This window comes from Alkalispirillum mobile (assembly GCF_003664325.1).
In the GTDB taxonomy this organism is placed as follows: domain Bacteria; phylum Pseudomonadota; class Gammaproteobacteria; order Nitrococcales; family Halorhodospiraceae; genus Alkalilimnicola; species Alkalilimnicola mobilis.
Genome location: NZ_RCDA01000001.1, coordinates 301,456 through 327,088, shown reverse-complemented (window position 1 = coordinate 327,088; position 25,633 = coordinate 301,456). Strand labels below are relative to the sequence as shown.

At 66.2% G+C, this 25,633-nt stretch carries 21 protein-coding genes; 12 read left to right on the top strand and 9 right to left on the bottom strand.

Going from position 1 to position 25,633, the window contains the following annotated elements:
• Positions 1-3 precede the first annotated feature (3 nt).
• A complete protein-coding gene (locus tag DFR31_RS01610; protein ID WP_121440918.1) occupies positions 4-999 on the top strand; it encodes a helix-turn-helix transcriptional regulator in 996 nt (331 codons plus the stop codon).
• Between the two features lie 45 nt (positions 1,000-1,044).
• Here the strand turns inward: DFR31_RS01610 and DFR31_RS01605 are convergent, their stop codons facing one another.
• Together DFR31_RS01605 and DFR31_RS01600 are read right to left on the bottom strand one after the other, a co-directional pair.
• The gene (locus DFR31_RS01605; protein ID WP_121440917.1) at positions 1,045-3,396 is read right to left on the bottom strand and encodes a helicase-related protein; all 2,352 of its coding nucleotides are present in this window, start codon (positions 3,394-3,396) and stop codon (positions 1,045-1,047) included.
• Positions 3,393-5,753 (bottom strand): Tex family protein, encoded by a 2,361-nt coding sequence (locus tag DFR31_RS01600; protein ID WP_121440916.1) that lies wholly within the window; start codon positions 5,751-5,753, stop codon positions 3,393-3,395. Before DFR31_RS01600 ends, DFR31_RS01605 begins: the two co-directional genes overlap by 4 nt.
• Positions 5,754-6,046: 293 nt before the next feature.
• On the opposite strand from DFR31_RS01600, the gene DFR31_RS01595 reads away from it, so the two are divergent.
• From DFR31_RS01595 to DFR31_RS01565, 7 genes are all read left to right on the top strand, one after another.
• On the top strand, positions 6,047-8,203 hold the full coding sequence (locus DFR31_RS01595; RefSeq protein ID WP_121440915.1) for an adenosylcobalamin-dependent ribonucleoside-diphosphate reductase: 2,157 nt from the start codon (positions 6,047-6,049) through the stop codon (positions 8,201-8,203).
• 50 nt (positions 8,204-8,253) lie between these two features.
• A complete protein-coding gene (locus DFR31_RS01590) occupies positions 8,254-8,943 on the top strand; it encodes a TSCPD domain-containing protein (RefSeq protein WP_121440914.1) in 690 nt (229 codons plus the stop codon).
• Between the two features lie 6 nt (positions 8,944-8,949).
• Positions 8,950-9,915: a patatin-like phospholipase family protein gene (locus DFR31_RS01585; RefSeq protein ID WP_121440913.1), complete on the top strand. Its 966-nt coding sequence runs from the start codon at positions 8,950-8,952 to the stop codon at positions 9,913-9,915.
• A gap of 3 nt (positions 9,916-9,918) precedes the next feature.
• Positions 9,919-10,509, top strand: coding sequence for a LemA family protein (locus DFR31_RS01580; protein WP_121440912.1), 591 nt, complete (start codon positions 9,919-9,921; stop codon positions 10,507-10,509).
• Positions 10,510-10,577: 68 nt separating this feature from the next.
• Positions 10,578-12,695, top strand: a complete 2,118-nt coding sequence (locus DFR31_RS01575; RefSeq protein ID WP_121440911.1) for a M48 family metallopeptidase — start codon at positions 10,578-10,580, stop codon at positions 12,693-12,695.
• 92 nt (positions 12,696-12,787) lie between these two features.
• Positions 12,788-13,375, top strand: a complete 588-nt coding sequence (locus tag DFR31_RS01570) for a YajG family lipoprotein (RefSeq protein WP_121440910.1) — start codon at positions 12,788-12,790, stop codon at positions 13,373-13,375.
• A gap of 20 nt (positions 13,376-13,395) precedes the next feature.
• Positions 13,396-13,887, top strand: coding sequence for a hypothetical protein (locus tag DFR31_RS01565; RefSeq protein WP_121440909.1), 492 nt, complete (start codon positions 13,396-13,398; stop codon positions 13,885-13,887).
• A gap of 4 nt (positions 13,888-13,891) precedes the next feature.
• Here the strand turns inward: DFR31_RS01565 and DFR31_RS01560 are convergent, their stop codons facing one another.
• Entirely contained in the window at positions 13,892-15,097 is a 1,206-nt protein-coding gene (locus DFR31_RS01560) for a lytic murein transglycosylase (RefSeq protein ID WP_121440908.1), read from the bottom strand.
• A 29-nt stretch (positions 15,098-15,126) separates the two neighbouring features.
• Complete coding sequence (locus DFR31_RS01555; protein WP_121440907.1) at positions 15,127-15,900, bottom strand: ParA family protein; 774 nt, start codon at positions 15,898-15,900, stop codon at positions 15,127-15,129.
• 180 nt (positions 15,901-16,080) lie between these two features.
• Here DFR31_RS01555 and DFR31_RS01550 point away from each other — a divergent pair, with 180 nt between their 5' ends.
• Together DFR31_RS01550 and DFR31_RS01545 are read left to right on the top strand one after the other, a co-directional pair.
• Complete coding sequence (locus tag DFR31_RS01550; protein WP_121440906.1) at positions 16,081-17,103, top strand: quinone-dependent dihydroorotate dehydrogenase; 1,023 nt, start codon at positions 16,081-16,083, stop codon at positions 17,101-17,103.
• Between the two features lie 102 nt (positions 17,104-17,205).
• Positions 17,206-17,655, top strand: a complete 450-nt coding sequence (locus DFR31_RS01545) for a DsrE family protein (RefSeq protein WP_121440905.1) — start codon at positions 17,206-17,208, stop codon at positions 17,653-17,655.
• A 128-nt stretch (positions 17,656-17,783) separates the two neighbouring features.
• Here the strand turns inward: DFR31_RS01545 and ispG are convergent, their stop codons facing one another.
• Complete coding sequence (gene ispG / locus DFR31_RS01540; RefSeq protein WP_121440904.1) at positions 17,784-19,031, bottom strand: flavodoxin-dependent (E)-4-hydroxy-3-methylbut-2-enyl-diphosphate synthase; 1,248 nt, start codon at positions 19,029-19,031, stop codon at positions 17,784-17,786.
• Positions 19,032-19,148: 117 nt separating this feature from the next.
• Between ispG and DFR31_RS01535 the strand changes: the two genes are divergently transcribed.
• Entirely contained in the window at positions 19,149-19,484 is a 336-nt protein-coding gene (locus DFR31_RS01535; RefSeq protein ID WP_211328216.1) for a tetratricopeptide repeat protein, read from the top strand.
• Here DFR31_RS01535 and DFR31_RS01530 read toward each other — a convergent pair.
• Positions 19,481-20,134, bottom strand: a complete 654-nt coding sequence (locus DFR31_RS01530; protein WP_121440902.1) for a TetR/AcrR family transcriptional regulator — start codon at positions 20,132-20,134, stop codon at positions 19,481-19,483. The genes DFR31_RS01535 and DFR31_RS01530 overlap by 4 nt on opposite strands.
• Before the next feature lie 169 nt (positions 20,135-20,303).
• On the opposite strand from DFR31_RS01530, the gene mazG reads away from it, so the two are divergent.
• Complete coding sequence (gene mazG / locus DFR31_RS01525) at positions 20,304-21,104, top strand: nucleoside triphosphate pyrophosphohydrolase (protein WP_121440901.1); 801 nt, start codon at positions 20,304-20,306, stop codon at positions 21,102-21,104.
• Positions 21,105-21,115: 11 nt separating this feature from the next.
• Here mazG and DFR31_RS01520 read toward each other — a convergent pair whose 3' ends face one another.
• From DFR31_RS01520 to acnA, 3 genes are all read right to left on the bottom strand, one after another.
• Positions 21,116-21,541 (bottom strand): acyl-CoA thioesterase, encoded by a 426-nt coding sequence (locus tag DFR31_RS01520; RefSeq protein WP_121440900.1) that lies wholly within the window; start codon positions 21,539-21,541, stop codon positions 21,116-21,118.
• Between the two features lie 30 nt (positions 21,542-21,571).
• Positions 21,572-22,573 (bottom strand): MotY family protein, encoded by a 1,002-nt coding sequence (locus DFR31_RS01515; RefSeq protein ID WP_121440899.1) that lies wholly within the window; start codon positions 22,571-22,573, stop codon positions 21,572-21,574.
• 119 nt (positions 22,574-22,692) lie between these two features.
• Positions 22,693-25,440 carry an aconitate hydratase AcnA gene (acnA, locus tag DFR31_RS01510; protein ID WP_121440898.1) on the bottom strand — a complete coding sequence of 916 codons (2,748 nt, stop codon included), beginning with the start codon at positions 25,438-25,440 and terminating at the stop codon, positions 22,693-22,695.
• Between the last annotated feature and the right edge of the window lie 193 nt (positions 25,441-25,633).

Sequence of the window (25,633 nt, the reverse complement as noted above, 5' to 3'; positions counted from 1 at the left end):
TGGATGTCGGACACAAGTATTCGCCACCTCCAGACCCTGAGTCTGATTCCCAGGGAGCCTCGCCGGATCTCCAGTACGGAGATCCGGCGCCAGTTGGCGGAGTTGGGCTACGGGGTCACACACCGGACCGTGCAGCGCGATCTGCAACGGCTGTCAACGGTTTTCCCGCTGGTCTGTGATGACCGGGAATTGCCTCACGGCTGGTCATGGAAAAGGGATGGGGCGGCCATTCAACTGCCCCACATGGACCCGGCGACAGCCCTCACTTTTTGCCTGGTGGACGAGCACCTCAAAGAGATGCTGCCCCGAGGGGTGATAACACGGCTGGCGCCCCATTTTGACCAGGCGCAGGCAGCCCTGGAAAAGTCGGGAAGCAAGTTGGCCCACTGGCGGGACCGGATCCGGCGTCTGCCGCGATACCAGCCGTTACAGCCGCCGGAGGTGGCGCAGGACGTGGTGGAAGTGCTCTACGAGGGCCTGCTGGAGGGGCGTTGCCTGGAAGTGGCCTACCAGCCCCGACACGGGGAAGAGCGGGTCTACCGTGTGCACCCGCTTGGTCTGGCATTTCGTGACGCGGTCGCGTACCTGGTCTCGTCGTTATGGGATTACGAGGATGTGGTGCCGTTGGCCCTGCATCGATTCAAATGCGCCAATCTGCTGGACGAGCAGGCGCGCGTCCCCGCCGGGTTCTCTCTGGATGATTGGGTCCAGAAAGGGGGCTTCGATTACCAGCCGACAGCCGAACCGGTTGAACTGGAGGCGCGTTTTGCGCCGGAGGCGGGTTACCACCTGCAGGAAACGCCGCTGGCCACGGATCAGCGCCTGGAGTACGAACCCGGTAATTCCGGGTGGTTGCGGGTCCGGGCGGAGGTGGAGAACACTCACCAACTGCGCTGGTGGTTACTGGGGTTCGGTGACAAGGTGGAGGTGCTCCGGCCCAGCACATTGCGCCGGGAGATGGCATCCGTGGCAGAGGGGCTGTCCCAGCTTTACGGCTGACCGGCAGCCTGGATGCCTGCCCGGCAACGTCATGCCCCCGGGCGCTCAGCGCACCTCCACCACCCGGCTGGCCCGCTGGTACTTCACCCGCCAGCCAGGCCAGGCGGGCAGCTCCCAACGCTGAGGGTCCTTTTTGCGGCTGCCGCTGACTTTCTCGATGGTCACTGTCTTGCGGCGCACGTGGTAGTGCACCCGGAGCAGCAGGTCGGGCAATTGGATCTGCCGCGGGAAATGCTCATCGAAACGCGCCCGCTCCCATTCCGGCACGCCTTCGAACGCCAGGTCCTCCGGCTCGATCAGCGCCAGGTCGTCCTGTGACGCCACACCTAACGCCTCCAGACGGGCCTCCAGCCAGGGGCGAGCCTCGGGGGTCTCCCCCTCGCCATGGCCCAGGGCGACGTACAGGGCCCAGGCGGCCAGGTCCTCCTGCAGGCGGGCTCCGGCGGGCTTCAGCAGGCGGTTATCCAGGATGAGTCGGGCCATGGCCTCGCGGGCGGGGGCGCCCTCCGGCACCACCGCCTCGCTGTGGATGATCCGCCCGGCGTATCGCCAGGTGCGGCGGGCCAGCAGCCGGCCCTCTTCCAGGGTGGGGGCCTCCAGCATCGGTTCGCCCAATCCCGCGTCCAGCAGGCCCTGCAGCGGCACCGGGGCCAGGCAGGTGCCCAGGGTGACCGTTTGGCGCGTGCCCTTGCCCGGGACACTGTGCTCATCCAGGCAGAGTGCCGCCTCGGCCTCCGCATCCAGCCGTGACTGCTCGCTGACGAGGATCTCGTCGCCGCCGTTGCCCATGGCCTGGCGGCGCTTCTCCCGCCGGATGTAGGTGCGGTGGGGGAGCGCCGCCACGGCGGCGGCAAAGGCCGGCTCCAGGTCTTCCCCGAGGGTGTCGGGTAGCCTCGCAAGGCCCATCAGCTCCCGCAGTTGTGCGGCCAGCTTACGGGCCTCCTTGCGGCTGGCCCGGTCCACCCGCACGCCGGGCAGGTCGGCGGTACGCAGGGCTGCAACCAGCAGCGTTGCATCGCAGCGCCGGGGCAGGGTGCGCGACAGCATTTCCTCTTCCGCCGGATCGGCGGGCGCGTGCACCCAACGGCGACCGGTGCTCAGGGCGGCGGCCAGATCGGCCATGAAGCCGGCACTTTCGCGGTCGGGCATGGCCACGGCCAGGTGCGCCAGTTCGGTGTCCACCGGTAGATGGAAGAGGCGCCGGCCGCGCTCGGTGACCCGGCCTTCCGCGTCCAGGGCCCCAAGGCGGGTGAGCCGCGCAGTGGCCTGCACCAGGGCGGGCTCAGGGAGCGCCTCGGGGAAGGGCAGGTTATCGGCCCGCCGGCCCGCGCAGGCAGCGGCCAGTACCAGTTCGCTCAGGTCCTCTCGGTGTATCTCCGGCGGCGTCAGCTCGGCAAGCGGGGCCTGTCGGCCCCAGAGTCGCAGGCAGCGGCCGGGCTGCACACGGCCGGCGCGGCCGGCGCGTTGATCAGCGCTGGCCCGGGAGATGGCGTGCAGGCTAAGCACCGTCCGCCCGTTGCGGCGGTGGGTGCGCCGCTCCAGGCCGCTGTCGATTACGGTGGTGACGCCGGGGACGGTGAGCGAGGTTTCCGCCACGTTGGTGGAAAGGATGACCCGCGGCGGGCGTGCCGGGTCGCGTGGCGCCAGGGCATCGGCCTGGTCGGCGGCCGGCGCACTGGCGTGCAGCCGGACCACCGTGGCGGGTGCCCCCTTAAGCGCCTGGTAACAGGCCTGGATCTCGCCCTTGCCGGGCAGGAAGACCAGCACATCCCCGCCGTCACCATTGCCCAGTGCATCACGGACTGCCTCGGCAACCCGGCGCGCGATGTCGCGCGATTCCGGCATCCGCCGGGGCTCATCGGCGCGGTGGGCGATGTCCACCGGGTAACTGCGCCCGTCCGAGCGAAGGTGGTGTGCGCCCAGGTGCTGGGCCAGTTGCTCCCCGGCGATGGTGGCCGAGGTGACGACCAGGTGATGGCCGCGTCCGGCCTGCAGCAGTGCAAGCAAGAGGTCCGTGTCCCAGCGTCGCTCGTGGAACTCATCCAGCACCACGGTACTGAAACGGCGCAACCGGTCTTCCCCGTACCAGCGCAGGGCGATGCCGGGAGTGACGAAGACCACCTCGGTGTCGGGTCCGTGGCGGGCGTCCAGGCGGACGGCGTAACCTACCCCGTCGCCCACCGTACTGCCTAGGCCCTGAGCGACGAACCGGGCCAGGCTGGTCGCCGCCAGCCGCCTGGGCTCAATGACCAGAACCCGCCCCCGGGCCCGCGACCAGACCGGCAGTCGCGTGGACTTACCGGAGCCCGTGGCGGCGGTAACCACCACGTGGCCGTTGGTCAGGGCCCGCTCAAAGTCTGGCCGCAGGCGCTCGATGGGTAGCCCGTCGGTGCTCATTGCCCCTTTTTCAGGGCCGCCAGTGCCTCGGCCATGGCACCCATGGGTTTGTCCTCCTTGCGTGGCTTCTGCCCGCCGCGCGCACCCTTGCGGGCCTTGCCGCGGGCGCCGGCATTGTCGTCGCGCTGCCGGCCCCGCTGCCGGCCCCGCTGCCGGCCCCGGGGACGCGCCTCGCCCGGCTCATCGTCCAGGCGCATGGACAGACCGATGCGTTTGCGCTCCAGGTCCACCTCCATGACTTTGACCTTGACGATCTCGCCTGCCTTCACCACCTCGTGGGGGTCGCGCACGAAACGCTCGGCCAGCGCCGAGATGTGTACCAGGCCGTCCTGGTGTACGCCGATGTCGATGAAGGCGCCGAAGTTGGTGACGTTGGTAACGGTACCCTCCAGCACCATACCCGGGGTCAGGTCCTGCAGGGTGTTCACCCCCTCGCGAAAGCGGGCGGTGCGGAATTCCGGGCGGGGGTCGCGGCCAGGCTTGTCCAATTCCGAGAGGATGTCGCGCACCGTCGGCTCGCCGAACTGCTCATCGGTGTAGCGAGCCGGGTCGAGCCGCCGCAGGAACTGGCTGTCGCCGATCAACTGGTCGATGGATTTGTTGCTGTCGCTGATGATGCGCTCCACCACCGGGTAGGCCTCGGGGTGCACGGCGCTGGCATCCAGCGGGTTGCTGCCATCCCGGATGCGCAGGAACCCGGCGCACTGCTCGTAGGCCTTGGGGCCGAGCCGCTGTACCTTCAGCAGCGTCTTGCGGTCGGGGAAGGGGCCGTGCTCATCACGGTGGCGGACGACGTTTTCCGCCAGGGCCGGGGTCAGGCCGGCCACCCGGGCCAGCAGCGGAGCAGAGGCGGTGTTCACATCCACGCCGACGGCGTTGACGCAGTCCTCCACCACGTTGTCCAGCGTGCGGGCCAGCTTCACCTGGCTGACGTCATGCTGGTACTGGCCCACGCCGATGGCCTTGGGCTCGATCTTGACCAGTTCGGCCAGCGGATCCTGCAACCGCCGGGCGATGGAGACGGCGCCGCGCAGGGCCACGTCCATATCCGGCATCTCGCGGGAGGCGTATTCCGAGGCGGAGTAGACCGAGGCCCCCGCTTCGGAGACGGTCACGCGGGTGAGGTTCAGATCCGGCATGGCCTGCATCAGCTCGGCGACGAGCTGATCGGTCTCCCGTGAGTGCGTGCCGTTGCCGATGGCCACCAGGCGAACGCCGTGGGCCTTGGCCAGCCGCGCCAGAGTCGCCAAGGCCCCGTTGCGGTCGTTGCGCGGGGCAAAGGGGTGGACGGTGGCCGTATCCAGCACCTTGCCGGTGCCGTCCACCACGGCCACCTTCACCCCGGTGCGGATGCCCGGGTCCAGCCCCATAGTGGTGACGGCGCCGGCGGGTGCGGCCAGCAGCAGGTCGTTGAGGTTGCGGCCGAAGACGCGGATGGCCTCCTCCTCGGCGGCCTCGCGTAGCCGGCGTTTCAGGGCCAGTTCCAGTTGCAGTGACAGCTTGACCCGCCAGGTCATGCGTACGGTGCGGGCCAGCCAGTCGTCGGCCGCCCGCCCGTCGTGGCGAATGCCGAAGCGGCGGGCGATGGTGCCCTCGGCGGTCGGGCTCTCGCCATCCTCCTGCTCCCAGACCAGGGTCAGTTGCAGCACGTCCTCGCTCTGGCCGCGGAACAGGGCCAGGGCACGGTGCGAGGGGATGCGGGCCAGCGGCTCCTCGTGCTCAAAGTAGTCCCGGAACTTGGCACCGCTCTTCTCTTTGCCCTCCGCAACGCGGCTGCGCAACCGGGCGTTCTCCCAGGCCCACTCGCGCAGCTTGCCGACCAGCTCGGCATCCTCGGCAAAACGCTCCATGAGAATCTGGCGTGCACCATCCAGGGCAGCCTGGGCGTCAGAGACACCGCCCTTGCCTTCGTCGTCCGCCGGAACCAGGTAGTCCGCCGCCACGCGCTCCGGGGCCTGGGTGGGGTCGTCGAGGAGCGTGTCGGCCAGCGGCTCCAGGCCCAACTCCCGGGCGATCTGCGCCTTGGTGCGCCGCTTCGGCTGGTAGGGACGGTAGAGGTCCTCCAGCCGCGTCTTGCTGTCGGCGGCGCGGATGTCCGCTTCCAGTTGGGGCGTCAGTTTGCCCTGGTCGCGGATGGTCTTGAGAACGGTGTCACGCCGGTCCTCCAATTCGCGCAGGTAGGTTAGGCGCTCCTCCACGCGGCGCAGCTGGGCATCGTCCAGCCCGCCGGTGGCCTCCTTGCGGTAGCGGGCGATGAAGGGGACCGTGGCCCCGCCGTCCAGCAGTTCGACACTGGCCTGTACCTGGCGGGGTTGGACGCCGAGCTCCCCGGCAATCTGTTTCGGGATATCCGTCATGTGAGTGGTTCCGTTTTGCACCAGCCTGAATCAAGTCCGGCATGATACCGGAGGAAGCGGGGCTTGCCAGCGGGCAGGCGAGGCCGCCACAACATGTGGGGGTATTGGTTTGCGCGAGGCACATGAGGGAGGCGGCGCCCAGATCTTGCCAGACCACAACCACTGGGCTAGGATGGCCCCCATTAAGCACAACATCTGGTGTCCCTGGTGGATACGCGGTGGAGATGTTGTGGACAAGTGCCACAAGCCGTTGACGGCGTTGCAGATTAGACTTCTATAGGAGGACGCGGTCCATGACCACAGCAGCCAAGGTGCGCGCCTTGCCGAATGCCACGGCCGACATTCCGCTACAGAGTGCGTCCGAGGACATCTGGGACAAGAAATACCGCCTGAAGTCCAAGGACGGTCAGGTGATCGACGAGAGTGTCGACCACACCTGGCAGCGGGTCGCCCGCGCCCTGGCCGAGGTGGAAAAAACCAAGAAACTGCGCGAGCACTGGTACGAGCGCTTCCTCTGGGCGCTGCGCCGGGGCGCCATTCCGGCCGGCCGGATCACCTCCAATGCCGGCGCCTGGGAGCACAAGCCCGCCACCTCCACCATCAACTGCACGGTCTCCGGCACTGTCCAGGACTCGATGGACGACATCCTGCAAAAGGTGCACGAGGCGGGCCTGACCCTGAAGGCCGGCTGCGGGATCGGCTACGAGTTCTCCACCCTGCGCCCGCGCGGGGCCTACGTCTCCGGGGCAGGGGCCTACACCTCCGGGTCGCTGTCCTTCATGGATATCTATGACCGGATGTGCTTCACCGTCTCCTCCGCCGGTGGCCGCCGGGGCGCGCAGATGGCCACCTTCGACGTGGGCCACCCGGACGTGCTCGACTTCATCCGCGCCAAGCGCGAGGACGGGCGCCTGCGCCAGTTCAATCTCAGCCTGCTGATCACCGAGGAGTTCATGCAGGCGGTTGAGGAAGACGCCAACTGGCCGCTGGCCTTCCCGCTCACCGAACGTGAGGCCGAGACCGACAACATCGACCTGAAGGACAGCGAGCAGGTCATCTGGCGGGAATGGCCCACCACCGAGCCCTACATCAACGACGAGAAGGGCCTGGTGGCCTGCCGCATCTACCGCACTGTCAGGGCGCGGCGGTTGTGGGACATGATCATGACCTCCACCTACGACTTCGCGGAGCCCGGGTTCATCCTGATCGACCGGGTCAACGAGATGAACAACAACTGGTTCTGCGAAGACATCCGGGCCACCAACCCCTGCGGCGAGCAGCCGTTGCCCCCCTACGGCGCCTGCCTGCTGGGTTCGGTCAACCTGACCAAGTTCGTGCGCGACCCCTTCACCGAAAAAGCGCGCTTCGACTGGCAGGAGTACGCCGAGGTGGTCTCAGTGTTTACCCGGATGCTCGACAACGTCGTGGAGATCAACGGCCTGCCGCTGGACGAGCAGCGCCGCGAGATCGAGCGCAAGCGCCGGCACGGCATGGGCTTCCTGGGCCTCGGCTCCACCCTCACCATGCTGCGCATGAAGTACGGTGACGAGGACTCCCTGGCCTTCACCGAGAAGGTTTCCCGGGAGATGGCCCTGGCCGGCTGGCGCACCGGCGTCGAACTGGCCGAAGAGAAGGGCCCGGCGCCGATCATGGACGAGACCTTCATCGTGGACCAGGCCATGCTGGCGAAGCGCCCGGAGATGGCTGTGGACGGCTACAAGGTGGGCGACGAGGTGCAGGGCCGGGTGCTGCTGGCCAAGTACAGCCACTACATGCAGAAGGTCGCCGAGGTGGACGGCGAGCTGGTCGAGCAGATCGCGGAGAAGGGCGCGCGGTTCTCACACCACACCTCCATTGCCCCCACCGGCACCATCTCGCTGTCCCTGGCCAACAACGCCAGCAACGGCATCGAGCCCAGCTTCGCGCACCATTACTTCCGCAACGTGATCCGCGAGGGGCGCAAGTCGAAAGAGAAGGTGGACGTCTTCTCCTTCGAGCTGCTGGCTTACCGGCACTTCGTGGACCCGGACGCGGTGCCCTCCACCGACCCGGAAACCCGTAATCTGCCGGAGTACTTCATCACCGCCGACTCGGTCACGCCGAAGCAGCACGTGGACATCCAGGCCGCGGCGCAGAAGTGGGTGGACTCCTCCATCTCGAAGACCGCCAACGTGCCCACGGACTATCCTTACGAGGATTTCAAGGACATCTACCGCTACGCCTACGAGCAGGGGCTGAAGGGCTGCACCACCTTCCGCTTCAATCCGGAGGCGTTCCAGGGAGTGCTGGTCACCGAGAAGGACCTGACCAACACGTTCTACAAGTTCAAGCTGGAAGACGGTAGCGAGGTGGAACTGCGCGGTGACGAGGAAGTGGAGTACGACGGCGAAGTGCACACCGCCGCCAACCTCTACGACGCGCTGAAAGAAGGCTACTACGGCAAGTTCTGAACAACCCCGACGGACAAGTAACCATTGCCCCGCCGGGGCGGGAGAGACCCATGGCCAAAAAGATTGAAGCGAAGATCGTCGATTACGGCGTGGTCAAGCCGGAGGATGAACGACCGACCGAGGCCCGTAACGAGATCGACATCGAACACATGCACGAACGTATCCAGCGCCCCGAGGCGCTGGAGGGGCAGACGTACAAAATCAAGACCCCGCTCTCCGAGCACGCCCTGTACGTCACCATCAACGACGTCGTACTGAACCCGGGCACCGAGCACGAGGTGCGCCGCCCCTTCGAGATCTTCATCAACTCGAAGAACATGGACCACTTCCAGTGGATTGTGGCCCTGACGCGTATCATCTCCGCGGTGTTCCGCAAGGGTGGCGACTGCACGTTCCTGGCCGAGGAGTTGCGCTCGGTGTTCGACCCGCGGGGCGGCTACTTCAAGCGGGGCGGCCGGTTCATGCCCTCGCTGGTGGCCGAGATCGGCGATGTCATCGAGACCCACCTGAAGGCCATCGGCATGCTTGAGGCGGACGAACTGGACGAGCACCAGAAGCGTTTTATCGAGCAGAAGCGGGCCGAAGTTGAGGGCGGTGGCGCGCCGGCCAATGACGGTGACGGTGAGCGCGGCGGGTTTCCGGAGAACTCCGAACTCTGCATCAAGTGCAACACCAAGGCCATGGTGCAGATGGACGGTTGCCTGACCTGCCTGAACTGCGGCGAGTCGAAGTGTGGTTAAGCAGCCATGGCCGGCGCACAACGCCGTAGCATGAAGATCGGCCTGGCGCTGGGCAGTGGGGCGGCCCGGGGCTGGGCCCATATCGGGGTCATCAAGGCCCTGCGTGAGCTGGGTATCGAGCCCGATGTGGTGGCCGGCACCTCCATCGGCGCCATCGTCGGCGCTTACTACGCTGCCGGGCGGATCGACGGCTTTCATGATTGGGTGCAGCAACTGGGCCGGCGCGAGATCATGGGGCTGGCGGATATCACCGTGGGCAGCGGCCTGGTGGACGGCCAGAAGCTGCGTAACCTCTACGCTCGCCACTTGGACGATGCCACTATTGAAAACCTGGCCATCCCCTTCGCCGCCGTTGCGACCGAAGTGGAAAATGGCACCGAAGTCTGGTTGCAGGAGGGGCCGATAGCCGATGCGCTGCGCGCGTCCTCCGCGGTGCCGGGGCTTTTTTCGCCCGTGCTGATGGGGGGTCGCTGGCTGGCGGATGGGGGCCTGGTCAATCCGGTACCGGTATCCGTTTGCCGCGCCTTGGGGGCCGAGCGGATCATTGCCGTCAATCTGAATGGCGATCTTCTGGGGCGCCACGCGCGACAACCGCATGATCACCCGAAAACCCCCCGCCAGCGCGGTCCGTCCGGGTGGATCACATACCTGCCGGACGGGGTCAAGGAGCGGACCGCGTCACTGATCAAGCAGTGGTTGCCGGTGGCAACCACTGCAAAGCGTGGGGGTGCGGAGGCGGACCCGGACCGGCCGGGTATACTGGATGTGGCCGCCTCGGCAATCAACGTCATGCAGGACCGAATCACCCGCAGCCGTATGGCCGGTGATCCGCCGGATGTCATCATCACGCCGCGCCTGGCCCATCTGGGCCTGCTCGAGTTTGACCGCGGGCAGGAGGCGATTGCCAAGGGTTATGACGCTACAATGGAGTTTCAGGCCTCCCTCAAGAGCCTGGAGCCGACAAGGAGATAGTGCATGGAAGTCACCCTCATTCTACTGCTGGTTTTTCTCGCGCTGGTCGTCATCGGCGGGGTGGTCATCTACAACCGGCTGGTCAAGCTGCGCAACCGGTTCAAGAACGCCTTTGCCCAGATCGATGTGCAACTCACACGCCGCCACGACCTGATCCCCAACCTGGTGGAGACCGCCCGGGCCTACATGAGCCATGAGCGGGAAACACTGGAAGCCGTGGTCCAGGCCAGGAACCAGGCGGAGCAAGGCCTCCGAAACGCCGCATCGGACCCGACCGACCCGGGCCGCATGCAGCAGCTCTCAAGCGCGGAGTCGGGGCTCAGTGGTGCACTGGGCCGCCTGTTCGCGGTGGTGGAGAATTACCCCGACCTCAAGGCCAACCAGAACATGATGCAACTCTCCGAGGAGTTGACCTCCACGGAAAATCGCGTCGCGTTCGCCCGTCAGGCATACAACGATGCGGTGATGAACTACAACACGGCGCGTGAGGTGTTCCCCAACAGCGTCATAGCCGGGACCTTCAACTTCCTGCCTGCAGCGTTGCTGGAGATCGAAGACCCCACCAAGCGTGAAGTCCCCCAGGTCTCCTTCTGATCCACCCCTTCCGGCCTGATAATCCACAGGCCGGAAGGGGTGGGGGCGGTAAGGCGGGGTAGGGTCCCATGGCATCCGATTTTTTCCGGCGGCAGGAGGCAGCGCGGCGCAGCACGCGCTGGCTGCTGGTGCTTTTCCTGCTGGCGGTGCTGGCGATCGTATCCATTGTCAACCTGTTGCTGCTGTGGGGGTTCCATGGCGGCGCGTGGACGACGCTCTGGGCCGGTGACCGCCCCATGGTGGAGCGCCTGTCCCAGGTCTGGTCGCTGGCGGGCGGCACGATTGGCTGGGCCAGTGCGATTCTGCTGGGTACCATCGGCTTTTTCAGCCTCGCCATGACCCTGAAACTGCGGCGGGGCGGTGCCGTGGTGGCCCGCGAGCTGGATGCCCGGCCGGTGCCACCTGCCACCGAGGACGCCCAGGAGCGGCTGCTCCGCAATGTGGTCGAGGAGATGGCGCTGGCCTCCGGGTTGCCCGTGCCTGGCGTTTACGTGATGGATCGGGAACCCGGGATCAATGCCTTCGCAGCCGGTTTCGGCCCGGAGGACGCGGTGGTGGCGGTCACCCGGGGAGCACTGGAAAAGCTCGATCGCGACGAATTACAGGCAGTGGTCGCCCATGAGTTCAGCCACATCTTCAATGGTGACACGCGGCTGAACATGCACTTGCTCGGCGTGCTCCACGGCCTGGAGGCCTTTGCTGTGCTCGGCCGGGTCCTGATGAGACGGAGTGTCTGGGCGGCGCCATCCCGGCGCAATCCGGCGCCAGCGGGCGAGGGCAATCCGGCAGACGGCGCCGCAGTCTCCTTCCTGCTCGGGGCCTTCGTGTTCCTGTTCGGCCAGCTCGGCGCCTTCTTCGGTGCGCTGATCAAGGCGGCCATCTGCCGACAGCGCGAGCGGCTTGCCGATGCCTCGGCGGTCCAGTATACCCGGCAACCGGAGGGCCTCGCCGGGGCGTTGAGCAAGATCGCTGTTGGCCGGGAACTGGGCTCTGCCCTGGTTGCCGGCCGGCGCCAGGAGGTCAGCCACATGCTGTTCGCCCACGGGCTGGGTTTCGGCGGCCCGTGGCTGCACTGGTTGGCGACCCACCCGCCGGTGGAAGAGCGGCTGCGGGCGCTGGACCCACGCTGGTCCCGCGCCAGCCTGGAGTCGATCCGCAGGCAACTGGAGCGCCGCCGGGTGGCACGCCGGGAGGCGGAGCGCCGGCAGCAGTCGCAGCGCCGTGAAACGGAGCGAACCCCCGGCTCACCCTTCAACGCGTTGCCGCTGGCCGCGGACGCGGGGCTCCCCGGCGTCGCGCTGTGGGGCGCCCTGGCAGCCAGCGGCGAGTTGGAAGAGCGCCGCCTGGCACAGGCCCGGGCGCTGCTGGAAAGCCTCCCGGCCCATGCCCGTTCCGCGGCCCAGGACCCGCAGCGTGCGCCCGCGCTGGCCCTGGCCCTGTTACTGAGTGACCAGGCAGAGGTCCGTCAGAAGCAGCAGGCCCTGGTCGGCGAGACGCTTGGCGACGAGGTCTTGAACGCGCTGCAAACGATCCAGGCCGAGCGAGACGCGGCGCCCTGGTCACCCGGCCACCGGCTACCGTTACTGGAGTTGGCGTTACCAGCACTCAACCACCAGCCGGAGACCTTCCTGCAGCGCTGGTTGCTGGCCCTGTCGCGGGTGATCGGGGCCGATGGTCGGGTGGCCTTTCACGAATACGCCCTGGGGCGCATGGCGCGGGTTCAGGTACAACGTGCGGTGCGCCCCCGTGAGCACCGTGCCGGCCGCCTGGCGCTGCACCAGGTCATGTCGGCAACGGGCCGTCTGTTCGCCGGGTTCACCTGGGCCGGCCATCCCGGCAACCCCGAGGGCGCGCGGGCTGCCTACCAGGCTGCAATGACCAGGATGCTCATACCGGCGCCGCCCGAGTGGGAAGCGCCGGAAGACTGGGTGTCCGGTATGGACGAAGCGCTACGGCAGTTGGACGGCCTGCGCGGTGAGATGAAACAGACGTTACTCGAGGGCCTGGCCCAGGCTGCCATCCACGCCGGGCGGGTCACCGTGGACGAGGCGGAGCTGGTGCGGGCCATCGCCCTGCTGCTGGGGGTGCCGGTGCCCTTGCTCCTTCCCTTTGACTCGGAGGCGGCCGGGGACCGGACCAACGGCCCGGGTGGCGCTGACGAGAATCCGGTACCCGACCTCGGTTAACGGGGCCGGGTGGAGGTAGAGCACCACGCCAATGCGTATAATCCGGCAACAGAGTTGATCTTCATCCCGGATGCTACCCAGGAGCAGCAGCCATGCCTGTCCGAAACCTGGTTTTACTGATGATGGCGGCCTTGGTGCTCGCCGCCTGCGCACCCGCCTCACAGACCGTGCGCCTCGACCCGCGCCCTGATGTCGCACAAAGCGAGGAAGGGCAGGGGATTACCGTGGCGCTCGCCGTGACCGATGCGCGCGAGGAACACGTCATCGGGTTCCGCGACGGTGACCGTGGCGGCTCCGCGCGGATTGAGCCCTACGAGGATCCTGCGCTGGGGATCCGGCGCGGGGTGGAGCGCGCCCTGGTCCGCCGGGGTTTTGAGGTGGTCGATGCAGATGCCGCTGCCGACCGTCGCCTGCGGGTGGAACTGGAAGACCTTTACTATGAGCGCAGCCCCGGCGTCGTCACCCGCGGGATCCACCTCGAGGGCCGCATGTCTGCCCGCGCAGAGCAGGACGGCCGGAGCTACACCGGTGTGGCGCGTGCCCGCTCGGAGCGCCGGATGGTGCACTCGCCGGGCGAGACCGAGAACGAACAGATGATCAACGAGGTGGTCACACGGATGCTGGAGCGGCTTCTGGATGAGGCCCCACTGCGCGAGATGCTCCGCGCGGATGAACACTGAGGATGGAAGGAAGGGACCCGATGCGTAAGGACAACCGCGATATCCGCGACCGGCTGATGTGGCGCCTGGTGGCGCTGATGCTGATCGTGCTGGTGGCCTGGCTGGTCATCCTGCTTTTCCAGCAGGTCGGCGAGCGGGAAGCGGCCGAGGAGGAACTGGCAAGCCTGCAGGCAGAGCTGGAGGCGAGGCCCGATACGCCGGAGACTCCGGCGCGTCCGGTCGGGCTGGGCTTGAGCACGTTCGGTCTGCGGCAGTTGGAGCAGGCGGGGCTGGATGACCCGGAGACCGCCCTGATCGAAGACCTGAAAGCGCGCCCGGAGCTAGTGCCGGAGGAAGGCGTGCTGGGCGGCACCCATTATTTCGTGGCCGAGGAAATGGCGGTGCTCAACGACCACTGGGTCTACGCGGTCTTCGAGGATGGTCATGTCCGCGGCGCCGCCATCTTCGCCTTCGAGGTGGACGCCGACGGCACCATCGAGTGGGAGCCGGTGCTCAGTCGGATCGACGACTAGCGCATCAGCCGTCGCCACGGGCCCGCACCGCCTCCAGCACGCGGGGTGACGGGTGGCCGTCCGCCGGCAGGCCGGTATCCTGCTGGAAGCCACGGATGGCCTGCCGGGTCTGGGGGCCGGGCTGGCCGTCCACCGGTCCGGCGTCGTAACCGAGGGCGTTAAGCGCTTCCTGCAGCGCTTTAACGTCATCGATCCGCATAGCCTCCGGGGGCTCCGCCGGGAGGGCGGCGAGATCACCCGCGCCGGCGATCCGGTCAGCCAGGACACCGACCGCCAGTGCGTAGGATGTTGAGGCGTTCCAGCGCATGATCTTGCGGAAGTTCTCGTAGACCAGGAACGCCGGGCCCTGGTAGCCGGAAGGCAGCATCAGTTCCGCCTCGACCCCGCTGTAAGGCACCCGTTGGCCATCGGTCTGGAGGACCCCGAGCGCCCGCCACTCACTGACGGCCCGCCGCTCGTCCGGGGCGGCCAGGGCGTAGTCGAAGCCCTCGGGCAGAATGACCTCGCGCCCCCAGCGCTGACCGTCCACCCAGCCGAGCGACTGCAGGTAGTTGGCGGAGGAGGCAAAGGCGTCCGGCAGGCTGTTCCAGAGGTCGATCCGCCCGCTGCCATCGTAGTCCACCGCGTAGGCCGTGAAGGTGGAGGGCATGAACTGCGTGTGGCCCATGGCACCGGCCCAGGAGCCCACCATGCCCTCACGGTCCATGTGCCCCTCGTCCAGGATGCGGACGGCCTCCACCACCTGGGTGCGGAAGAAATCGCTGCGCCGCGTGTCGCAGGCCAGAGTGGCCAGGGCGTCGATGACCGGTACGTCACCAAAGTAGCCGCCGAAGTTGGTCTCCATGCCCCAGAGGGCGACCAGGTATTGCGGGCGCACGCCGTAGTCGGCGTGGATGCGCCAAAGCAGGTCTTCGTGCTCCTCCAGCAACTCCCGGCCCCGTTCCACCCGTCGATCCGTGACCCGCTGATCCAGGTACTGCCAGAAGGTCTGGACGAACTCGGGCTGGCTCCGGTCACTGCTGATGACCCGCTCCAGCCGGGTCACATCCGATAGTGCTTTCTCGATTGCGCTCTCGGACAGGCCCGCCTCCCGGGCCTGATCGCCGAGCGTGGCAATACACTGCTGAAACTCATCATCGCTGGCCTGCGCATAGGCCGGGGCGGCTAGCAGCAGGGTCAGGGCACTCAGCGGGGCCAGGCGTTTCAGCATCGGGGGGCTCTCCAGTGCGATTCGGCTGTTCAGTCAGTCGGGTGTAGCAGGTCGTACAGCGCCTCGAATTCCGCGGTCAGCTTGTGCTTCGGGGCGAGGTGCAGCAGCGGCCGGGCCTGTTGGTGCGATTCGCGCACCTTCACCGAGGAGGACAGGTAGGCATCCAGGACCGGCAAGTCCTCGGCGACCAGTTCGTCCACCACCTGCCGGGGTAAGCTGGCCCGGGCCTGGAACTGGTTGACGATAATCCCTTCGACAGCGAGATCGGCGTTGTGATCCTCCTGGATCTCGCGGACGTTAAACAGCAACTCGTAGAGCGCCCGACGGGAGAAATCGTCGCAATCGAACGGGATGAGGCAGCGGTCGGCGGCTATCAGGGCGGAGCGGGTAAAGAAGTTGAGGGCCGGAGGCGTATCGATCCAGATGCTGTCGTACTGCTCGCCCAGAGCGGCGAGGGCCTCACGCAGCTTGTAGATCTTGTATCGGCTCTCCAGCTTGCCCATCAATTCGGTCAGCTCCCTGTGGGCTGGCATGACCGCGAGGTTCTCGTGGGGCGTCTGATGAATAAACTCTGAACTGTCGCGAGGATACAGGCGAAAGCTCAACATCTGGTCGAAAAACCCGGCCAGGGTGTCCTCCATGGCTTCGGTGTCCTCTCCCAGCAGGTACTGGCTGGTATTGCCCTGCGGGTCCAGGTCCACTACCAGGGTGGACAACCCGCGCGCGGCAGCGATGGCCGCCAGGTTGCAGGTAATGGTGGATTTGCCGACCCCGCCCTTCTGGTTGAAAACGACTCGACGCATGCGACTCCCTCGTCCGGCCTGTTCCATTGCACAAGCTCTGGAGTGTAAAGCAGGGCGGGTACCGGGTCGAGAAACCGAAAACGCCGCGAGCACACGCACCGGGCGCTGCGCGTTACAATTCACCTTTTCCTGCAAGCCGGCCTGCGGGGCCGACTCAAAGGCAGATCGGGGGTTGAGACCTTGTATTCACTGTTACGACCGCTGTTGATGCGCATGGATGCGGAGCGCAGCCACGAGTTCGCGCTCGCGTGGATGAACCGGGTGGACCGTGCCGGGCTGGGCCGCTTGCTGCGCGGGCACCACCTGCCGGACAACCCGCGCCGGGTGATGGGACTGACCTTCCCGAACCCCGTCGGGCTGGCCGCCGGCCTGGACAAGAATGCCGAATACCTGGAGGCACTCGGGCGGGTGGGTTTCGGGTTCATTGAGGTGGGCACCGTCACACCACGCCCGCAACCGGGCAACCCGGAGCCCAGGTTGTTCCGCCTGCCCGAGCACCGGGCCATCATCAACCGGATGGGTTTCAACAACCAGGGCGTGGACGCCATGGTTCAACGCCTGCGCACCACGCGTTACCAAGGGGTGCTAGGGGTGAATATCGGGAAGAACAAGGACACCCCTACCGAGCGGGCCGCCGACGATTACCTCGAGTGCCTGCAAAAGGTCTATCCTTACGCTGACTATGTCACCGTCAATGTCTCCTCGCCCAACACGCCGGGTTTGCGTGAGCTGCAGGGGGGAGAACTGTTAGAGACCCTGCTGGGCCGACTGGTGCACCTAAGGGATGTTTTGGCGGGGGAGTACCGCCGCTATGTGCCGTTGGTGGTCAAGATCGCCCCCGACATGGACGAGACGCAACGGGCCTGGTTCTGCGAACAGGTCCTGGCGCACGGCATCGACGGGGTGGCGGCCACCAATACCACGCTCTCTCGCGACGGTGTGGGGAGCCACCCGCTGGCAGCGGAGACCGGTGGCTTGTCCGGCGAACCCCTGCGGGACCGGGCCCAGGCTGTGCTGGAGGACCTCTCCGCGCGGTTGGGGGGGCGGGTGCCGCTGATTGGCATCGGCGGGATCATGAACGGCGCGGATGCACGGGACCGCATGGAGGCGGGCGCGGATCTGCTGCAGGTCTATTCCGGGTTCATCTACAAGGGGCCGAAGCTTCTCGAGGACGTGCTGAGCGCCCTCCGCAACGGTACCTGACCGGGCCGGCGGCATCGGGGGGTTCTGTTTTATTCGATCACCGTGATATGTTGGCCGAGCTGCAAAAGTTTCTTTCCTTGTGACTCCAGAGGAGTGAGTGCAATGCGCAACATCAAACGCCTGCTGATCGCTATGACCTTCGCCCTGGTCCTGGCGCCGCTGACCCTGCCTGCCGCCTCCCACGGTGACGAGGAGAAAGCGGACCGCGTGCTGGTAACGGTTACCTCCGATCGCCCCCAGGCCCAGGCGATGGCCATGATCCTGACCCGCCAGCTGGTGGAGAGGGGCTCCGAGGTCCGGATCCTGCTGTGCTGCGATGGGGGTGTCATGGGCACCAACGCCTTCGACGGCCCGACCCTGACCGGGCCTGACGCCAATGCCCAGCAGATCATGCAGGGCCTGATGGAGGCCGGCGCCCAGGTGGACGTCTGTGCGATCTTCCTGCCCAACACCGACTTCACCGAAGACGACCTGATCGACGGTGTCGGTGTCGCCGACCCGGATGATGTGGGTGAGTTCATGGAGGGCGATACCCGCTTCTTCAGCTACTGATCGGCCCGGATGGCCCGGCGCGGGTATGACGCCGGGGCTGTTCGGCAAAACGCCCGGCCTTCCTTCGTGGAGGCCGGGCGTTTTTTATCGGGTACCACGCCGGTGTCGCGGTGCGGCCGCGCCCCGTCTTAACCGCTTTCGGCTTGATCCTGGCCGAAGCGGCGAGCGATGTAGTCCTCGACAATCGCCTGGAATTCCTCGGCGATGTGGTCGCCCTTGAGGGTAACGGTCTTCTCTCCGTCCACGTAGACCGGTGCAACCGGCTTCTCGCCGGTACCGGGCAGGCTGATGCCAATGTCGGCGTTCCGGCTCTCGCCGGGGCCATTGACCACGCAGCCCATCACGGCCAGGGAGAGATTCTCCACGCCCGGGTATTGCTGCCGCCACTCTGGCATGCGCTCGCGCACGTGGGCCTGGATATCCCGTGCCAACTCCTGGAAGTAGCTGCTGGTGGTGCGCCCGCAGCCCGGGCAGGCTGTGACCATGGGCGTGAAGGCCCGCAGGCCCATGGTCTGCAGGATTTGCTGCGCCACGACCACCTCGTCGGTGCGGGACTGGCCGGGCTCCGGCGTCAGCGAGATGCGGATGGTATCGCCGATCCCCTCCTGCAGCAGTACGGCCAGTGCCGCGGTGGACGCGACGATGCCCTTCGACCCCATGCCCGCCTCGGTCAGTCCGAGGTGCAGGGCGTAGTCGCAACGGCGGGCCAGGTCGCGATAGACCTCAATCAGGTCCTGCACGCCGCTCATCTTGCAGGAGAGCACAATGCGCGCTCGCGGCAGACCCAGGCTCTCGGCCTTCTCGGCACTCTGCAGGGCGGATTCGATGACCACCTGCTTCATCACCTGCTCCGGGCTACGCGGTTCGGGCAGGGCAGCGTTCTCGTCCATCATGCTGGCCAGCAGGTCCTGGTCGAGGCTGCCCCAGTTGACCCCGATCCGGACCGGCTTGTCGTAGCGGCAGGCGAACTCGATCATCTCCGCAAACTGCGGGTCGCGGCGCTTGCCCTTGCCCACGTTCCCCGGGTTGATGCGGTACTTCGCCAGCGCCTCGGCACACGCCGGGTGTTTCGCCAACAGCTTGTGGCCGTTAAAGTGAAAGTCGCCGACCAGCGGCACGTCGAGCCCCATGGCGTCCAGCCGCTCGCGTATGCGCGGCACCGCCGCGGCGGCCTCATCGTTGTTCACCGTCAGGCGCACGATTTCCGAGCCCGCCCGGGCCAACTCCGCGACCTGCACCACGGTGCGGATCTCGTCGGCCGTGTCGGTGTTGGTCATGGATTGGACCACGATGGGATGATCACCACCGACGGTGACGGGACCCACCGGAACCGCTACGCTGCGGCGTCTTGGCTGCTGGCTGCTCGAATCGGACATGATTATCCACTCGGGGTGTAAAACGGAATGCGGGGACAAGGGATGATAAAGCATTGGCGTGGATTGCGCAGCGTCCTCTGTGCGTTGGGCGTTGCGGTTGCCCTCAGTGGCTGCGCAATGACCACGCCAACGGACCGCGTAACCGCGCCATCCGGCCATTCAGGTGCAGTGCCCGACGCGGCGGATGAGGCACCATTCTGGTACCGCCTGGGCAACCACCGGGTGCATCGGGGCGACTGGGAGGCAGCGCGCATGGCCTACGAGCAGGCGCTTGTGGCGGACCCGAAGCATTATCGCGCCCGGCATAACCTCGGGCTGGTGCATGCTCGGCTCTCGGCGCAGGCACTGGAGAAAGCCGCTGCGGCGGGCGATACGCGTGCACCCGATCCGGGCCCGCTGCTCCGCGCGCTCTACCAGCCTTGGCTTGAGGCATCGGAGAGCCCCGATGGTTAATGGCTGCCTCGCATTTGGCGATCGCCTTTCGTGGTCCTTTCACCCGCATCGGGCCGGGGCGCTGGCGACAGGGCGGTGGCGATGAAGTCCTCCATCGTGGCCATGAAGTCCTCCGGCGGTTCCCGCTCTTCCCAGACCGGGAAGCGCATGCCCATGAAATACGCCACACCTATCAATGCCCAGGCCTGGGCACACGGGTCGCCGGCCCGAATCTCGCCGCGCTGCTGGGCCTTGGACAGGTGTTCGGCATAGCGGTCCGCCAGTGTCTGGTAGTAAGAGCGGTGGATCTCCGGATCGACAAACTGGGACTCCATGACCACCCGGTACAACGAGCGGTGCTCCAGGGCGAAACGCATAAAGTGCCTCAGCCCGGCCACCTCCGCATCCACCCGGTGGTTGGCGTTCTGCACCGCCTCACTCTGGGCCCGCCGCATGCTGCGGTTCATGTGATCCACCAGGGCACGAAGGATCTCTTCTTTCGAGCGGTAGTAGAGGTAGAACGTGCCCTGGGCCACACCGGCGCGGCGGGTGATGCTGCTGATGGATGCGTTGTAGAATCCCTTGGAGCCGAACTCCTCGCAGGCGGCATCCAGCAGGGCCTGACGGGTCTTTTGCCCTCTGGCCGTGACAGGGCCTTCTCGCTGATTCATGGTGTTTCCTCCTGGCGGCAGCCTGACACGTGACTCAGTTTTTACTTATCAGTTAACAGGGAAGCTAGGCGGACCGCTGCCGGGTGTCAATGCTGCACTACGGAAACGGCTCGGGCCGCACCGGCCGGCCACCCCACTCAGTCGCAACGACAGGCAGAGGAATTGAACAGTGGAACAGGTGCATCGATTGCTGGGTATCATGGCGGCCTTACGCGACCCGGATGGGGGCTGCCCCTGGGACCTGGCGCAGACGTTCGCAACCATCGCCCCCTACACGCTGGAAGAGGCGTACGAGGTCGCCGAGGCGATCCGACGCGGCGACATGGCGGACCTCCAGGATGAGTTGGGTGACCTGCTGCTGCAGGTGGTCTTCCATGCACGGATGGCCGAGGAGGAGGGCTTCTTCACCTTCGATGACGTGGCACGGAGCATCAGTGACAAACTGATCCGGCGCCATCCCCACGTGTTCGGTGAGGGGGATGCCGACGACGCCGAGTCGGTGCGCCGCTCCTGGGAGGCCATCAAGGCGGAGGAGCGGGCGGCAAAGGGGGAGGCCGAGCATGAGAGCGTGCTTGATGGCATCACCTCCGGTCTGCCCGGCCTGGTCCGGGCGCGCAAGCTACAGTCCCGCGCCGCCCGGGTGGGGTTCGATTGGGACGACCCGGCGGGGCCGCTGGAAAAGGTGCGCGAGGAGGTGGAGGAACTCGCGGGCGAAATGGTTGAGGCGGCCGAGCCGGCACGGCTGGAAGATGAACTGGGCGACCTGATGTTCGCGGTGGTGAACCTGGCGCGCCACCTGGGCGTGGACCCGGAGACCGCGGTACAGAAGGCCGGGGACAAGTTCGAAGGCCGTTTCCGCCACTTGGAGGAGGCCCTGGGCGCCGAACACGATGACCTGTCCAGCCTGGGCCTGGACCGGCTCGAAGCGGGTTGGCAGGCGGCGAAGTCCGCGGAGCGCAAGCCCCAATAGCGCAGGCCGGTTCAGGGCTCAAACAACTGTCGGAACTCGGGCGGGGCGGCGCGCACCTTCCGCCGGCCGTAGTCGAAGAAGACAATCCCGGTCTTGGCGCGCGCCACTTCGCGGCCATCCTCCACGTTACTGACCCGGTACACCAGGTCGCCCCCCACCCGGGAGAAGTCCTGTCCGCCGATCTCCACGCGCAGGCGGTCTGCGAAAAAGGCCTCAGCGCGGTAGCTGATAGCGGCATCGGCAATAATAATGCCGGCACCGCCGAGTTCCATCTCGCTGAAGCCGTGGTGGCGCAACATGCGGGCCCGGGCCTCGTGTAACAACGAGACCAGGCTGTCGTTGCCCAGGTGGCCGCCGTAGTTGATATCGGTGATCCGCACGGCCAGTTCCGTGCTGAATGGCAGATGTGCGGGCAGGTCAATGTGAACGCGTGCCATCAAGGCCCCCTGGTGGTGGCTGGTCCGGCCTTAGTACTCGGTGTGAACCTCCACCCGCCGGTTCGCCGCCTCACCGTAAACGTCATCCTCGTCCATCAACGGGGCCCGTTGGCCCTCGCTCCGGACCTGGACGCGGTCTTCGCTCACGCCAAGTCGCTGCAATTCGGCTTTTACGGCCTCGGCACGGCGGGTGCCCAACCGCTCATTATATTCAGCGTCCCCGGTACTGTCTGTATGCCCGGTGGACACGATCACCTGTAGGTGGGGGTCGTCCGCTTGCCGGGCAAAGGCGGCCAGCCGGTCCTTGGCTGTTCGGGTCAGGCCGTCGTCATCAAAGGCGAAATAGACGGTGCTTTGCGGTGCCTCCGGCAACGGCACGCCGTCCTCGTCCGGCGTATCCAGGCTGGCAGTCTCCTGGCCCTGTTGCAGCCAGGCGGGCAGCGCGCCGGCTTCTTCATGCCCCGCGGCGGCGCCCGCCTCGCCGGTCGGCGTGCTGCCGTTGGCGGCACGGTGTTCCTTGCAGGCCAGGAAATCGCGGTAGGCGGCGCGAAATGCCACCGGGGAGATCGCTACGTTTACCGGCTCCGCGGCGTACCAGCCCACCAACTCCAACGTCGGTTGCCGCCCTTGCTCCAGCCGGGTCAGCAGGTGCTGGGTATCGTAATGACCGAGGCTGATGGCCCTGCGCCCGGACTCCAGCACCACATCGGACAGGTGCTCATCGTCACCCTCCTTCCAGTGCGGGTGTTCTACCCGCAGTTCACCCCGCCGCGACTCGGTCAGCGGGCGGTGCAGGTAGAGGCTGAACACCAATCGCTCATCGGCGACCTGGCTGACCAGGACGGTGGCAAAGCGGGGGATCTCGTGGGCCAGGTGGCAACCGTGGGCCGCGGAGACAGCGCTCCAGCGGGATTGGTGGGGTGTCGCCACATAGCCGGCGCCGGCCTGGGCGACGGCAGCGAGGAGCAGAACCAAGCCCAGCAGCACGCGCAGGCGCGATTGCGACCGGTTAAACAGCGGTAGCGTCTTCATACCCGCTGTATCGGCAGGGGTCGCGACAGGTTTAGCCGCGAAAAAAAACGGGGCCCAGTGCGGGCCCCGGTCTCAGCAAAGCGGCGGGCCCAGGAGGCCACCCACCGCGGTAACGCCTCTCAGGCCGCCTTGTCGGCCAACTGCCGCAACACGTAGTGCAGGATGCCACCGTTGCGGAAGTACTCCCACTCCTTCGGCGTATCGATGCGGACCAGCGCCTCGAAGGTGGTGGTGCCGTTTGGCCCCTCGGCCTTGACCTCGACCGTTTCCGGGTCGCCGTCCAGGGAACTCACAGTGAACGCCTCCTGACCGGTCAGGCCAAGCGCCTCCGCACTGTCGCCCTCCTTGAACTGCAGCGGCAGGACCCCGAAGCCCACCAGGTTGGAACGGTGGATACGCTCGAAGCTTTCGGCGATAACCGCCCGGATACCCAGCAGGTTTGTCCCTTTGGCCGCCCAGTCGCGAGAGGAGCCGGTGCCGTATTCCTTGCCGGCCAGAACCACCAGCGGGGTGCCTTCCTCCTTGTACTTCATCGCAGCGTCGTAAATGAACATCTGCTCACCACCGGGCACAAAGGTGGTCCAACCGCCCTCGGTGCCGGGGGCCATCTTGTTGCGCAGCCGCACGTTGGCAAAGGTGCCGCGCATCATGATCTCGTGGTTACCCCGGCGCGAGCCGTAGGAGTTGAAGTCCTTGGGCTCCACACCTTGCTCACGCAGGTAATGGCCGGCCGGACTTTCCGGATGGATGGCACCGGCAGGGCTGATGTGGTCGGTGGTGATGGAGTCACCCACGTAGACCAGGCAACGGGCCCCCTGGATCTCCGGCGCGCCCGGTGCATCGGCCCCCATGCCCTCAAAGTAGGGCGGGTTCTTGACGTAGGTGGACGGACCCCAGTCGTAGATCTCGCCACCGCTGACCTTGATCGCCTGCCAGGTCTCGTCGCCCTGGAAGACGTCCGCATACTTCTCGCGGTACATCTCGGAGGTGATGTGCTGCTGGGCGAGTTCCGCAACCTCATTTTGGGTTGGCCAGATATCCTTCAGGTAGACCGGATTGCCATCTTGGTCTTCGCCCAGCGGTTCCTTGTAGAGGTCCTTCGCCATGCTGCCGGCGAGCGCATAGGCGACCACCAGGGGCGGCGAGGCCAGGTAGTTGGTCCGCACGTCACCGTGGATACGACCCTCGAAGTTCCGGTTGCCGGAAAGCACCGAGGAGACGCAAAGGTCGCCTTCACGAACCGCGTTCTGAATCGGCTCGGGCAGGGGGCCGGCGTTACCGATGCAGGTGGTGCAACCAAAGCCGACCACGTGGAAGCCGAGTGACTCCAGCGGCTTCAGCAGACCGGCTCGCTCCAGATAGGCGGGCACCACCTGGGACCCCGGTGCCAGGCTGGTCTTGACCCAGGGTTTGGGCTTCAGGCCTTTCTCCGCCGCCTTTTTTGCCACCAAGCCAGCCGCCAGCAGCACCGCTGGGTTGGAGGTGTTAGTGCAGGAGGTGATGGCGGCGATGACCACGGCCCCATGTTTGAGCATGTGCTTTTCGCCGTTCATCTCATATTCGACGGCGCCTTTCTCATGGGCATCGTCTACACCCGGTGCGGCGTGGCCGCCTTCACCCTCGAAGCGTTCCTCATCATTATCCGCCGGGGAAGAGTGATGCTGCTGGAGGTACTCATCCAGAGTCGCCAAGAAAGCGGGTTTGGCGTTATCCAGTGCGACTCGGTCTTGCGGGCGCTTCGGACCGGCCAGGCTGGGTACGACAGACCCCAGATCGAGCTCCAGTACCGCGGAGTACTCCGCCTCCCGCGCTCCGGTCTCGCGCCAGAGCCCGACGCGCTTGGCGTAAGCCTCTACCAGTTCGATCTGTTCGGCATCCCGGCCGGAGAGCTCCAGGTAATTCAGGGTCTCGCGATCGATCGGGAAGATGCCGCAGGTGGCCCCGTACTCCGGCGCCATGTTGCCGATGGTGGCCCGGTCGGCCAGGGGCAGGTGATCCAGACCGTCGCCAAAGAACTCGACGAACTTGCCCACGACCCCGTGTTTGCGCAGCATCTCCGTGACGGTGAGCACGAGGTCAGTAGCGGTTGCCCCCTCGGCCAGCTTGCCGTTCAGGCGCACGCCCACCACCTCGGGGATCAGCATGGAGATGGGCTGGCCAAGCATAGCGGCCTCGGCCTCGATACCACCGACACCCCAGCCCAGCACACCCAGGCCGTTGATCATGGTGGTGTGGGAGTCGGTGCCCACCAGCGTGTCGGGGTAGGCGCGCAGGACCCCGTCGTCCTCCTCTCGGGTGAATACCACCTGGCCCAGGTACTCCAGGTTGACCTGGTGCACGATACCGGTGCCCGGCGGCACCACGCGGAAGTTGGAGAAGGCCTTCTGCCCCCAGCGCAGGAACTCGTAGCGCTCCCCGTTACGCTCAAACTCGATCTCGGTGTTGAGCTTGAGTGCATCCGAACTGCCGAAGTGATCGACCATGACCGAGTGGTCGATGACCAGGTCGACCGGGGAAAGCGGATTGATGAGGTTGGGGTCATGCCCCATGGACTTCATGGCATCGCGCATGGCTGCCAGGTCCACCACTGCCGGCACGCCGGTGAAGTCCTGCAGGACGACCCGGGCCGGGGTGAAGCCGATCTGATCCTTCGGCTTGCTTTTCGGGTCCCAGTTGGCCAGCGCCTCGATATGTTCGCGGGTGACATTGACGCCATCTTCCTTGCGCAGCAGGTTCTCCATCAGAACCTTCAGCGAGTAAGGGAGGCGATCTATGTCGTAGCGCTCCCTCAGACCATCGAAGTGGTAGATCTCGTAAGTTTTACCACCAGCTTTCAATGTGCCGCGGGCATTGAATGAGTCGCTCATCGTACCTCCCTTCCTTTGTGTTGGGATGGTTATATCTGACTTGATCAGTATGGCATGAGTGCCCTGTTTTTTCAGTCAATCTAATGGGATTGAAAGTTTCGGATCGCGCAACGCGCTTAACTTTTCTTATCCCTTCCCATAGAATAGCGCCGCCTTAAAAAGATGAAACAACCCGACAAGTTCCCGTAGGGGT